Source organism: Flagellimonas nanhaiensis (assembly GCF_003382275.1).
Taxonomy (GTDB): domain Bacteria; phylum Bacteroidota; class Bacteroidia; order Flavobacteriales; family Flavobacteriaceae; genus Flagellimonas; species Flagellimonas nanhaiensis.
In genome coordinates this window covers 1,124,646-1,138,466 of record NZ_QTJX01000001.1, presented here as the reverse complement: position 1 = coordinate 1,138,466, position 13,821 = coordinate 1,124,646, and the positions used below count along the sequence as shown (strand labels likewise).

The window sequence follows — 13,821 nt, the reverse complement described above, 5'->3', positions numbered from 1 at the left end:
CAAATAATTATTGGTAGCTATTAAACTTTTGTTTAAAGAACTTACCTTGCCTAGATGGGGTAAACTTTTTGTCTGTATACATGTTCGGTGCCCAATCCATATCAAATACCCAAACTACATAGGAAATTTGCCTTTGATCGCAATATTGGGTAATTGCCGTTCCGTAGGATTCGTCGCTGATTACAGGCACATGGGCTCCAGGATCTTCAGGGCCGCAAAATCCCATTTCGGTCAATATAATAGGGTAGTTGTTCTTTGCGAACCCCCAATCGCGTGTCCATTTTTCCTCCCAGGGTTTCGCCCTTTTTTGAGGGTAAGGGTGGCTCACATAGCCAATTCCTTCTATATCTAGTGGGCTGAATTTCAAAGGGGTTAGATCGTATGCCCAATTGAACCCCGCAACCAAGGGAATGCCTTCTCCGCCATTGGCTCTGATAATAGTAATGGCCTGTTTATTAAAGGCTTTCCATGAATCCCAATCAAGTGCGCCAAATCTGTTCTGGTCCGTAGTGGGCTCATTGAAAATCTCATAAAAAGCTACAGTGGTGTTTTTACCGTATCGTTGGGCAATGGTACGCCAAAAATTGAATGTTTCTTTTTGGGTCGTATCATAAATGTCCAAAAGATAAATACCAGTGTAAAGATTACCGATACTATGCCAGTCTATTACCACATAGATCCCAAGTTCACCAGCCCATTTTATGCCGTCATCGAGTAGTTTCAAGTACTCCTGCAATCCTCTGTCCCGAACTCGTTTGGGGTGTACTGGAAAGCGCACCAAATTTGCTCCCCAGTCCTTGATTTCTTCAAAGTACTGCTTAGTCCACAAACCATCGTTCTTGAGCTTATCGGGATCGCTGGAGCTCATTCCTCGAAATACAATAGTATCTCCCTTTTGATTAACAAAACTGTTCCCTTTAACTGTAATACGGTCCAAACTCTGTTGGGCTAAAATTGTACTAAAAGACAATAAACTTGTACATGCTAAAACGAATAGTTTTAAATGAAGTCCCATTTTGCTGCAGAATTGATTACAATCAAAGCTAGCTAAAAATGAAACTGTTAGACGATACTATTTTGTCATTTTGACATCGAAAATTTATCCTTGCCCAATTATTCTGAGCCAATAACAACAGAGACAAGACCGGTTTCAGCTATGAATCTGTCGATTGTAACAAGGAAGATCTTATCGGCAATTGTCGAATCCGTTTACCAGTTGCCGCATAAACTGCGTTAAGAACTGCTGGAGCAACCCCTGGAACACCCACTTCTCCTGTTCCACTGGGTGTATCCGTACTTTCCACAATATGAACATCAATCTCCGGAGCATCTGAAATCCGCATTAAATCGTAGGTATCGTAGTTACTTTGCTGTACGTGACCATGTTCCACGGTAATTGCATCTTTTAATGTAGCTGAAAGGCCCCATAAAATACTGCCTTCAATCTGGGCCTTCACCTGACTTGGATTCACAGCCAGACCACAATCAATCACAGCAGTAACCTTGTGTACTTTAACTTGATTATTTGTCATGGATATGTCCGCTACCATGGAACAGTAGCTTGTGTTGTAGCTTATGGCCGAAACACCCTGATAAATTCCTTCACTTTTTTTGCCCCAATTGGACTTTTCTGCTACCATTTCCAAGGTGTTTTTTAGTTTTTCAGGATAGAAGTCATCACCCACCCAGGGCAATGCCTTCTGTTCAACTATTTTGGCATTTTCCAATAATTTGATTCGAAATTGAAGCGGGTCCTCCTGGGCATTATGCGCCAGCTCATCCATAAAACATTCCATGCCCAACCCCCAAGGATGCGCATAGACGCTACGCCAGGAAGCTCTCGGCAACAACCAATCATCTTTGTATTTCAAGTAGTCATAAAAAGCAATGGGCACACTGTATGGGTAACAGCGATAGCCGCCAGGTCTACTAATAGAGCCTCGGTATTTAATGGCAGTGGGAAAGTTGTTAGTGTCTAACGATGCTTGCCAATAATCCTTGCAAATAGGATGGTATTTGGAGGTCAAAAAGGTATCCTCACGACTCCAGGTAACTTTAACCGGAACCCGAACTTTTTCAGATAGAATTACAGCTTCCTCCACATAATCGCAGAAATAACGTCTTCCAAAAGCACCACCAGAGGGCTGATTATTTACTGTTATTGCTGCTAAGGGTAATTCCGTAAGTTCCGCAATGCGATCTCTTGTCAATTGAGGAGATTGGGTGCCGGCCCAAACCTCTACTTTATGTCCGCGATGATAAGCCGTTGCATTCAATGGTTCCATGCAGGCATTGGCTTGATGCGGGGAGTCGTAGGCTGCAGAGAAGACTTTTCTACCTCCCTCAAACAAAGCAGTGGCATTTTGGAGATCTACATTGGCCTTGCTATTGGTTTTGTAGTCATCCTCTAGTTCTTTTTGGACATCTTGACTGGATTTTAGTCCATTTATACCCATTTCCCATTCAATCTTCAGGGCTTTTTTACCTTCAAATGCAGCCCAGGTGCTTGTAGCCAATACTGCAACTCCTGGTCGTACACCTCCTCTGTAATCTGTTGCTTGAACTTCAGTTGGCTCAACCTCCAAAACTTCAACCACACCAGGAACTTTTAATGCCTCCGAAGCATCAAAAGAAGATAGTGAGCCTTTCCAAACAGGACAGCGTTCAATGGCCGCATATAGCATATTGGGCAATTTCATATTGATGGAGTAGGGGGTTGTACCGTTTACGGCCATCCTTGTTTTGGGGCCTTTTATTGGTTTTCCGATGTACTTGAAATCACCAAACTCTTTCAGTTTGATTTCCCGCGGAGCGGATAATGTTGATGCAATGTCCAAAACGTCCCCGAAAGCAAGTTTTTCTTCATCATTTTTTCTATGGATAAATCCATCCTCACAATAACATTCATCAGTGTCAATTTGCCATTTTTGTGCTGCTGCAGCAATCAAAAGTTCTCGGGTTGTAGCCATTGCTTCTCTAAGAGAAGACCATACAATTCTGAGTCCATTGCTTCCTCCGGTATCTTGCAAATTGCCGTAACGCTCGGCACTTCCTTGCCCAAATTCTATTTTTAATGTATCCATGGACGCACCCAGTTCGTCAGCAGCAACCATGGCCAGTCCTGTAGAAGTGCCTTGGCCCAATTCGGATTGGCTACAAATAAAAGTCACGGTATTGTCCGAACCAATTCGGATAAAAAAGTTAGGCTCCCAATCAAATGCCGATTCTTTGGTGGTTGTGCATGCCAGTGGAAGGTAAGTGCTCAGTAGAAGGCCTCCACCGGCCAAGGAAGTAATCTTGAAAAAATTTCTTCGTTCCATAATACGTTTTTCCTAGTTATTGTTTTGGTCTAGACTGTCGGCTGCATTTTTTATAGCCTTCCGAATACGGGTGTAGGTGCCACATCTGCACAAGTTTCCATTCATGGCCATATTGATGGCCTCATCATTGGGATCACTGTTTTTGGAGAGCAGGGCAGCGGCACTCATCATCTGACCACTTTGGCAATACCCACACTGGGGTACATCAGCATGGTACCAAGCTTCTTGAACGGTTTGAAGAATGGGGTTTCCTTCGGCACCTTCTATAGTAGTAATCTCTTTTCCCTCCAACGCACCAATGGGAGTGATGCAGGAACGAACCGCTTCACCATCTATATGCACTGTACAGGCACCACAAAGGCCTTTTCCACATCCATACTTGGTTCCGGTCATATCCATAACATCCCGAAGTGCCCAAAGAAGGGGCATGTTGTCATCCGCATTTACCTGCAGTAGTTGACCGTTAATCTTTAAATTTTTCATAAAAAATTGAGAAGTGATTTAACGTTTATGATTGAAATTATAAATTGAGCGCGTTAATCACCCAAGGTCCTTCACAAAGGAAAAGGATAAGCAGTCCCAAAGGTTTTTTTAGGACTGTTAGTTTTTTCGGATTCCTTGAATCTGAAATAAATTTTGATGGATCTTGATACAACCATAAAACATGGATATCTGGAGAATCATTATTGCCGTTGTCTGCGGAATAGCCATTTGTCAAGGTCTATTTCTTAGCTTTTATATTTTGGCAAAGAATACCAAGAAGTTTACGCCGATTGTTTTTTTAAGTTTGATGCTTTTGGCATTGACGCTACGGATATCAAAGTCGTACTATTACTATCTATTTTCGGAAGTGCCTTTTTGGACCGTGATGTTAGCTTTGGCGGGGCTTTGGGCCATAGGGCCTTCGTTTTGGCTGTATACCTTGTCCAGCAAACCCAGTAAACTCCGGAAGGCAGATTATTTTCATTATCTGCCTGCAATATTATTGGTGATAAGCAGCTTTTTTTCCGATTCCAGCTGGAAGGTGATTTCGTTGTACAAAATAGGAGCGTTACTTGTGTTTTCGTACGCAGTGACCAGTTTTATATTCTTTAAATATGGAGATTGGAACGGCAACCGAAAGCGGTTTATCCTCTTCGGAAGTAGTGTAGGGGCTATAGCTTTGATTTTTGTTTTTCAGTCTTATCTAGCTAACATTCAGGGATATACCATCGGGAATATCCTGACCTTGGTTATCCTGTATGTAATCAATTTTATGCTTTTGAAGGACCGTAAGTTGTTGCAAATCAACAGGAAACCAAAAAAGGAACAGTCCGAAGTGTTGGACAGTATTTATGAAAAGATCACTGTATTATTTGATAAAGAAAAGGTTTACCGCAGAAAAGGGTTGACCTTGACGAATCTATCCCAAGAACTGCAACATCCAATATATTTGATTTCACAAGCCATTAAGGAACACCGAGGTGTTAAGTTCAATTCATTTGTGAATTCATATCGAGTTATAGAGGTTAAGAACAGACTGCAAGACTTGGAGGCCAACGATAAGATTGAAGTCATAGCCAAGGAAGTTGGTTTTAGCAGTACATCGTCTTTATACAAAGCATTTAAGGAACAAACCAATGTAACGCCACAAGCTTATCGCAAAGAGCATGTGAACTTGGCACAAACTCAATGCAAGTAGATATATAACATAAAAATATGGAGGAGAAGTTTATCGTGGGGTTTTCCAGGTTATAAATATTCTATTTGACATAATACAAATTATAGTACAAATGTATTGTTTTGGTTTCTCAGCTGTTTATCCATTTGTAAGCTATAATTCTATTATGTAAAATATCCCTCAACCTTTCGTCATTTATGGGAACTATGAACAGGGTCATGAAACATTCCCTAGCGGTCGGCTAACGCCGCATCTTTTCATTTGTATCTATAATTTGCCGTTATGTAAAATAGCCGCTCGGCCAACAGCATATTGCTTTCATAAAAAGTAAATGCCCTTGCATTTATTTTTATACGCAATTCTCAGCCACTTGGCCAGTGCCATTAAAAGCTCAGCTTTTCGTTTCTATTAAAACCTTTGGTTTACTGGAAAATTTGAAGAAGAAAAATTTCACGGACTGTTCGTTAGCATGTCGCAAAAGCTAAAATTTTCTCTTTGAGCAAAATTCTTAGCACTTGCTCACATCCTCATTTGTTTATCTGTAAATAAATTTGTTTCTTAAAGTAAGAATTCCTTTATTTAAGTATCCCTCATATTTAATCTGAAAAACCATTTTAATAAAGCTTATAGATATGAGATTTAGCACTTTTTTATTAATAATCTTCTTCTTTGTCTCTTCAAAAGGAATATCTCAAATCCGAACTGTAAAAAAGACAAAAATACCCTTGTCTAAATTGAAATGCTCACAGAAAGTTATTGATTATTCTTCCAATTTTAAAGAATTTAAAGATGATTTAAAGTACTTTAAATGGAATGAGTTCACCGGAGATAAATACCAAGACCAGTTAAACTATGGCATGATTGATTTATATGTTTTTCCAGATGGTAATTTTAGTGCAACAATACCTTATACAGCTACAGCATATTCATTTGGCGCGAGGCATAGTAAGCCTTATTTCATAATAGGTCTTGTATTTTTTAATAGTAAAGGAAGAAAAATAACAGAGAGCGATGCAAATGCCTATATCGTTAACTGTGGTTCAGGTGAAATCAAATTAACTGGCAATATTGAACCCAATTTTTACGATTTGATAGATGATGTAAATCTTTCTACAAAAGGTTGCTTTTTTGTCTGTCGTTGAGATTTGTCAGCAGAGTTTCTCCAAAATATATTATTAGATACACATATTTTTCTTTCATTTTTGTAGTAATTATCCTTATATTTATAGTCATAGTTTAATTCCTCCCCCAATAATAAATCTATAAATATGAAAGTTTACGATTTCCCTAGTATGGAGGGTTATGAGGATGATAATGCTGATTATTTAAGTGAGGAAAAAGGTGAAGACATTACCTCGAATAGCATAAACACTTTTACATATTCAGTAGACAAATCCAATTCAATATGGATTGTAACATTTAATAACGCCGCCAAAATCAGACATCACACTTCAAAGCTTTTTGTGCCATTTTCAATTTATAATGTAAGACCAAATGATAAAGCTAATGTAAGGCCTAATCAATGGCTGGAAGCGTATATATTTCACAATAATCGTTGGATTTGGTCTCTGTTGGGTGATGCAGACCATAGGTGATTTTACCTTTATTAGATTAAAAAATATAAATTATGTCGGACAACAAAAATTCAACATGTATTTACAATGGCAAGGAGTACTCTGATGGCTCTACGGTATGTCAAGGTGGGACTTTACATCAATGTAGAGATGGTCGATGGGATAATCTAGGTACCGCTTGCAAGGAAAATACTGATGGTTAGTCATTCTTTTTTCTTGATAAAAAAGAAACAAAAAATCAAGAAGAAAATATGCTTCCTCGCTCCCTTTGTGTCTTCATAGCTTCGCTATGTGGGCATTTCATGCTCCAACACAAAGCCGAGGGCAATCGCTCTTTGTGTTAGCCACAAATTCACTCCCCTACTCGCCCGCATTTTCTTCTAGCCATCGCTTCATTAATTCTAAATACAGAAGTATCTTAAACCCTGTAATAATTTACTTATATTTTATTGGCTAACCAAAGTATGTAATTGATGTTAAATCAATCCTTCACAAAGGAGACATTCCAAGAAATTTTTGACAGAGAAAATCGAAAAGGAAAGAACATTGAAAAACTTTTCAAAGAGGAATTTTCCGATAGTCTGGAACAATTGAAATTGATTCAAGCAAAAACATTGGAAATTAGAAATTCTACTGATTCCGAACATAAAAAGCTACTTTATCAGGAAAGAAAAACACTAAGAAGTGACCGTGATGCCCTAATTAAGAAAATTCTGGACGAGTCAACTAGAGATTTACCGGTGAAGATTAATAATATTCAAATGAACCATGGCCCTAGACTCGGAAAACCCACCTTTATATTGGAAAAAAATCTAGAAAACTATTTTATGTCCAAAAAGGTTCAATGGAATTTAGCTAGAACATACAAGGTAAAACAAGCAAACAGATATGCTATTGTAAGTCAACTGATAAATACCTTAGAGGATAAATTTCCAAAATATGTTGTAAGAACTGACATAAAATCCTTTTACGAAACCATACCGCAAAAACCTCTCCTTTCAAAGATAAATGATGACCATTTGCTCAGTGTGCTTTCAAAAAAATTCATTAATAAAGTTATTGAAGAGTATAATAGATTAACTGGTCAAGTTGGAGCTTCTAACCCAAAAGGTGTTCCTAGGGGTGTTGGCATAAGCCCTTATTTATCGGAGCTTTACATGCGTATTATTGACAATGAAATCAGATTGCTTGATGATTTAGTTTATTATTCTAGATATGTTGATGATATCATCGCAGTTTTTGTTCCAGCGGACAAAGCAATCTCAAATTTGCAGCTAGGAAAATATAAAACTAAACTACTACAAGTCATTAAAAACAGGCATCTAGATGTAAATATCGAGAAAACACACAGCTACAATTTAACAAAGGGCATCGATATGCTAAATCTTAGGAGCTTTGAACTTCTTGATGACAGAATTATAGCCAAAACGATTAAGGCGAATCCCAAATCAATCAACTATTTAGGATGCAGTATAGGGTCTGTAAAAAACTTATACAAATTTTCGGATCCGACAAAGAGAGAAAGAACTACAATAGAATTGTCCGTAGACCTGTCCGAAAAGAAAATTTTGAAATACAAGGAAAAGATAAAAAGTGCTTTTGATGATTTCAAAAATAAACGATTAAAAAATGAACGTCGTGCGTTTAAACTATTGAAAACGCGAATTCAATTTTTGTGTACTAATACCAAATTAAGAAATAATAAGGCCAATGTATTGATAGGTATATATTACTCTAATCCATTTGTTAATAATCCATCCTCCTTTGATATTCTAGATAAATATTTTTATTGGCATATATACAGAGCGGGTTTACTACTTGACCAAAAAAACGAACTAAAGAAGTTAAATTTTAAAGAAGGCTTTGACTCTAAACGCTTCATCAGATACCCATTAAAAAAAGAGGTTTACAAAAATCATAATGCAAAAAGAACTGATGAAACCAATAAAACAAATAGAGGCATAATAAGATTTGGTTTGAAAGAGATTAATTCAGTTTGGAAAAAACATTGAGCTGTGAAAAAGTCCAGACAACATATCGGATACAAAAAAGAAAGAGTGGTAATATCTGATGTTCTTCCATATGAGGTGCCACCATTTTTTTCGAATAGACATTTCTATGATTTTTTGACCAAACACAAAGTTGAGTTGGCAAATGTCAACAATGGAATAGAACTAAGATTCCAAAAAAATTCATCTAAAACGCTTGAGAGAATTGTAAAAATTGTATTTGGTCTCGGGTTTCAAAAAGTTGTAAAGTATAATGACGAAAAAAAATATAGGTATTACAAATTAAGAATAGAAGAACTTCAAAAAATTCCCTACAAGTTCAGGATTTCTCATAAAAACCATGATTATAGGGAACTAGCAGTAATACACCCTATTAATCAATTGATGTTGGTGTCTTTTTACGATAAGTACAAAAATGACATTTTATATTATTCAAATAGAAGTAAATACTCTCTTAGAAAACCTGATAAAGTCGCTTCTTTGAAATATTTCAGAGACCCTACCTTTTCAAAAAACAGAATCAAGAATCCAGAAATTGAAATAATAGAAACTAGTGATAAAGAGTACAAAGGACTTAAAACATTTTTCTCATATCAGACTTACAGCAACATATATAAGTTTTACGAATCAAATGAATATCATAGGGCTGAAAAGAGATTTAACAAGCTCTTAAAATTCGATATTTCTAGATGTTTTGACAGTATTTATACCCATTCATTGTCTTGGGCATTGACAAATAAAAAAATTGTCAAAGACAATCTTTCCCCAAACAAAAATACTGTTGGTGGTGTATTCGATAAGCTAATGCAATTAATGAATTACAATGAAACAAACGGTATTTTAATAGGGCCTGAATTTTCTAGAATTTTTGCGGAATTAATTTTACAAAAAATCGATGAATTAATAGAAAAGCAACTGCAATACACCTATAAAGTCGAATACGATATATATCGCTATGTTGATGACTATTTTGTATTCTATAATGAAGACAGAGTTAAGGATGAAATACTTGAGTTGTTTAAACTTGAATTGAAGGAGTTCAATTTGTTTTTTAATGAGTCGAAGACCGAAGAGATTGAAAAACCAATCATAACCAATATAACCATTGCAAAAGAGAATATTAGGGAATTAATAGAAAACACTGTCATTTTCAAATTTCTTGACGCGGATGATATACCGAGAACCGGAATCAAGTACTACGAATCTAGAGATGTAATTACCAATTACAAAAAAATCTTGGCTTCTACTAATACGTCGTATAAAGACCTTCAAAACTATTTTTTAGCAACAATTTTCAACAAAACCAAACAACTAATTAGAAAGTTTCAGTCAGAAGAAAGAAAGTTGATTAATTATTTAATCAAAGAAAAAGAGCTGAGACAAAGCTTGGACAATCCAGAAAATACAGATGAGGAAAAAAATAGAATTCGTGAAGAGATTGGTACGTTAACAGAAAAAAAAGAACCTCTAAAAAAAATAATTGAAAAGTATCATAGACAGCTTTTAAAAAAATTCCTTGAAATTATTGAAATAACCTTTTTTGTCTATTCAGTTTTACCAAGAGTCAGTTATTCAATTAAAGTTTGCCATATCATATTCAGAATTATTGATTTTGTCAAAAATCAAGAGAAAACAAGAATTGGCCTATTGCAGAAAACCGAATATTCCTTCATATTGGATGAAATCATTATTGCTTTCAGCTTTGATAATAAACATACCATATACAAAAGTATTTATGATGGAATAAATATTGTTCTAAATAAAAATCGCTCAACTGTCCATTCCGAAATTGAAACCCTTTATCTCCTGGCAGTTTTAAATGAATTAGGAGAAAATTACGAGTTATCGGAAAAGACTTTACTGAATCATTTTAAAAAAGAGATTGAGGGTGGAATGTCATATTTCTTAATAGTCTCATTATTACATCACATTCAAAAAAAGACTAAATATGATGGTCTAAGAAATATTTTAAAAGAGAACATAAAAAAGAAATTTAATAGTTTTGAATCAAGAAAAGCTGAGGATACTTTGCTTTTAATCGACGTTCTTACTTGTCCTTTTATAGGTAGTTCAGACAGGGATACAATTGAGTTCCGAAAAGAGGTTTTGGAATCGATTAAATTTTTTGAGTCAACCCTTTCGGAGCCAGAAAAAGAGTTAATTGTCAATGAATTGAGCTCATTTCAAGCTAACTGGTATGCAAAATGGGAAGGTTCTGACTTGGGTAGAGAGCTTAATACCAAAAGAGGGCATAACGTATATTAAAATATATGGCGCAATATCAAATTTGATTATTTGATTGCTCTAAAACCGTTATTTACTAATTGAGGAATTAGCACACACAAGCGCCTTAAACTTTTTTATAAGGTTTTGAAGGCAGGGGTTGAGTCCCTGCCTTTTTTTGATTCAACACACTCAGATATATTAAGCTTTGAGTACAGAAAGTCTAGAAGATAATTTCAATAAAAAATTGACATGAACAACTGTTTGAGACACACAATCGAAAATGTGCTTTTTAGATAAGCCCAATACTTTGTTTTCGATACTGCCAGATAGCATTCCTTGCAAACCATCTACGTGGCCTTCCAGAGAATTTACATCGAAGTAGTCATCAATTATGGCAATAATTTCTAGAATTGCTTCCTTTTGTTTTAAGTCTTCTACGTTAAGTTCCTTTTGTAATTGTTGATACCATTCATCATGGATTTGGTTTTTTCTTGTAGACATAAAGAAAATTTTAAATGCGGAGTCACCCCGTCAGCCCTGTCTACACAGTCTAGGACTGGAAGCGGTACTTTCGTGGCCGCTGGACTTGTGAGCGACTCCTTATCGATAAATAATTGTTTTAGAATTTTCCTAAAACCGTGTAGACGTAGTAAAGATACAAATGTTTATTATATCCCATTCCACACACATTACCCTCCCCTCCTACCTCGGGTCGTGTAAAAAGTGTTCCATTGCTTTTTTAAAGAAGCTCTTAGAAGAAATTTTTCAGGAGATTCTCGGTAAACTTTCGCTTTTACCAAAGCTCAAGTTACATAACGCTGTACATTATGAAACATTAATATTCCATAATTAGCCATTATGTAAAATTGCTTTGAAAGTCGTTTCTTATTTGAGATTCCTTACATTATGTACAAATGATAAAAATCAACCCCAGAACAAGTCTGGGGTCGTTAAAATCTTTCTATGCTTTATGTCCTGTAAAATCAATTTAGTTTTTGGCAAATGCTGGTACAACCGTTTCAAAAATGGGTTTCATGATTTTGTCATCATCCCGGTCATAACCTGATATCACAATAGTTAAATCAAGTTCTTCTACAACTATCACACGTTGTCCACCACCACCCCAAGCCAAGGTCATATCATAGGTTTTGTTTCCAACCTGTACTGGGGTATAGTACCAAAAATAGCCATAGAGATAATTTTTGGGCATCCAATCTATTGCCGGCCTTACTATACCACTGGTAGCTTTTTCCAGATAGGCTTCAGAAATAAACTGCTCTCCATTAAGTTTGCCCCTGTTTTGCACCAAATGTCCAAATTTGAGCATATCGCGAGATGTGATTCTGGCCTGCCACCCTGCTTGCGGTAATCCACTTACGTGTTTTGACCATTCATAATCGGTAATGCCAAGGGGGTCAAGTAACTCCTTTTTAATAAAGGCCTCAGCTGATCCTGGCACCACTGCATCGATTACCGTCATGACCAACATGGGGTTAAAATTTCCGTACAAATAGCTTTGAGTTTCATCAGTAATAGGTTCAGAGTGTTCAAGTAAGGTTTGAACCAACCCCTGCCCTTTCAAGCGAATGGAATCATTTTCAATTTCTTTCCATTTTTCTCTGTCTATGGTCAATCCCCCTTGCATGGTCAACGCTTTGTGCAGTGTGATTTTATCAGCTCCTGGTGTGAATTTTGTAAGGTCGAGGTCTTTCAAGAAATGGATCAAAGGCTTGTCGAGATCGTCCATACTTAAATATCCCATTTCAATGGCCCTACCCAACACCAAACTGGTATACCCCTTTACGGCTGAGGCTTGTCCGTGTGGCAAATTAATACGCCCCTTTTTGTAATAGGATTCATATACCAATTTGTTCTTATGTGAAATAAGTAATGCATCGTAATTACCATATTTGCCCTCAAAAATCTCTTGGGATACTTCTAGAATGGTGTTTTGGTCTTTGTTGCCTACCGATAATTTTCCAACAGAAAGGCCATCTTTTCTATCCTCTGGAGCTTGATTAATATAGGGGTTGTTTAAGAGCGGAATGGACCAGAATGAGATGTCGTTGTCATCACTTGCAATAGGATTCAATGCAGATGACAACCAAGAAACACTGCGAACCGCTGTCATAGGGAATGCCCCACTATGGCTGCCATTCATCACTTCTTTTAATACGGACAAACCGCCATCTCTTCTATCATTCAACAATTTAACAAACTCGTCGATGGGTTCAGTCACCGATTCGTCCTCTAATGAGCCATACGCAATAAAAACATTGGCATTTAGGCTCGAGTTTCTATTTGAAGACTCGTAAGGTCCAATCTTGGTGTTTAGTTCCTTTAAGTATTCCAATTCATCTTTAACCGTTGGACTACCAATGATGTAGTTGTTAAAGGTATCAGGCTGACTCATTAGTATATAGGCGCCAAATTCACCACCTAGTGAGTATCCAAAATAAGTGCGACTGTTTGGGTCCGTGCGATACGTTTTGTCCACATATGTAATGACCTCATTGCGGATAAAATCGAGATGATTATTGGCTTGGCCCAATTGGTATTTTTCTTGAATTTCAGGATTGCTATGTTCGCTCATCGAGTAATCACGAAACCTGCTCACATGCGCTCCCCTTTCGTTTTTCAAATCTTCATTGATATCCAATTGCCAGGAAATTCCAACTAGAATAATATCTTCCAACAGGTATTCTGTAGCACCAGACAGCATTTCTAGATGCCACACGGCATCGGTATAATAAAGGACAGGATACTTTTTATCAGGGTTCTCGGCATAATCTTCTGGCAACTCTATATAAAGTTCATAGTTCCGTTCTGTTTTTGTGTCTTTTATAGGGACCACCCGAATTTGGGGTAATTCTAAAGAAGATCCTGCCGTTTCGTTTACACTATTTTTCTGTGTAAACACATTGTTTGTTGTAATAAGAAGTAGTACTAGTAACCCTTTGGTTATGCTTTTCATTGTTTATTATTTATAACTGCGCGATAAAAGTATCCTATAAACCATACCTTGTACCGTA

The 13,821-nt window shown here is 36.8% G+C and carries 11 protein-coding genes; 6 read left to right on the top strand and 5 right to left on the bottom strand.

Going from position 1 to position 13,821, the window contains the following annotated elements; all coding sequences use genetic code 11:
* Positions 1-7 precede the first annotated feature (7 nt).
* From DX873_RS05215 to DX873_RS05205, 3 genes are all read right to left on the bottom strand, one after another.
* Positions 8-1,015: a glycoside hydrolase family 5 protein gene (locus DX873_RS05215; protein WP_116183440.1), complete on the bottom strand. Its 1,008-nt coding sequence runs from the start codon at positions 1,013-1,015 to the stop codon at positions 8-10.
* A gap of 139 nt (positions 1,016-1,154) precedes the next feature.
* Positions 1,155-3,320: a xanthine dehydrogenase family protein molybdopterin-binding subunit gene (locus tag DX873_RS05210; RefSeq protein ID WP_116183439.1), complete on the bottom strand. Its 2,166-nt coding sequence runs from the start codon at positions 3,318-3,320 to the stop codon at positions 1,155-1,157.
* A gap of 12 nt (positions 3,321-3,332) precedes the next feature.
* A complete protein-coding gene (locus tag DX873_RS05205) occupies positions 3,333-3,803 on the bottom strand; it encodes a (2Fe-2S)-binding protein (RefSeq protein ID WP_116183438.1) in 471 nt (156 codons plus the stop codon).
* Positions 3,804-3,984: 181 nt separating this feature from the next.
* Between DX873_RS05205 and DX873_RS05200 the strand changes: the two genes are divergently transcribed.
* The 6 genes from DX873_RS05200 (at position 3,985) to drt3b (ending at position 10,828) form a co-directional block, all read left to right on the top strand.
* On the top strand, positions 3,985-5,001 hold the full coding sequence (locus tag DX873_RS05200; RefSeq protein WP_116183437.1) for a helix-turn-helix domain-containing protein: 1,017 nt from the start codon (positions 3,985-3,987) through the stop codon (positions 4,999-5,001).
* Between the two features lie 611 nt (positions 5,002-5,612).
* A complete protein-coding gene (locus tag DX873_RS05195) occupies positions 5,613-6,122 on the top strand; it encodes a hypothetical protein (RefSeq protein WP_116183436.1) in 510 nt (169 codons plus the stop codon).
* A gap of 126 nt (positions 6,123-6,248) precedes the next feature.
* The gene (locus DX873_RS05190) at positions 6,249-6,575 is read left to right on the top strand and encodes a hypothetical protein (protein WP_116183435.1); all 327 of its coding nucleotides are present in this window, start codon (positions 6,249-6,251) and stop codon (positions 6,573-6,575) included.
* Between the two features lie 32 nt (positions 6,576-6,607).
* Complete coding sequence (locus DX873_RS05185; RefSeq protein WP_116183434.1) at positions 6,608-6,757, top strand: DUF1496 domain-containing protein; 150 nt, start codon at positions 6,608-6,610, stop codon at positions 6,755-6,757.
* Positions 6,758-7,027: 270 nt separating this feature from the next.
* Positions 7,028-8,566, top strand: coding sequence for an antiviral reverse transcriptase Drt3a (gene drt3a, locus DX873_RS05180; RefSeq protein ID WP_116183433.1), 1,539 nt, complete (start codon positions 7,028-7,030; stop codon positions 8,564-8,566).
* A gap of 3 nt (positions 8,567-8,569) precedes the next feature.
* Positions 8,570-10,828, top strand: a complete 2,259-nt coding sequence (drt3b, locus tag DX873_RS05175) for an antiviral reverse transcriptase Drt3b (protein WP_232520861.1) — start codon at positions 8,570-8,572, stop codon at positions 10,826-10,828.
* 159 nt (positions 10,829-10,987) lie between these two features.
* Here drt3b and DX873_RS05170 read toward each other — a convergent pair whose 3' ends face one another.
* Positions 10,988-11,290, bottom strand: coding sequence for a hypothetical protein (locus DX873_RS05170; RefSeq protein ID WP_116183432.1), 303 nt, complete (start codon positions 11,288-11,290; stop codon positions 10,988-10,990).
* Between the two features lie 487 nt (positions 11,291-11,777).
* Positions 11,778-13,763, bottom strand: a complete 1,986-nt coding sequence (locus tag DX873_RS05165) for a serine hydrolase (RefSeq protein WP_116183431.1) — start codon at positions 13,761-13,763, stop codon at positions 11,778-11,780.
* Positions 13,764-13,821: the final 58 nt, after the last annotated feature.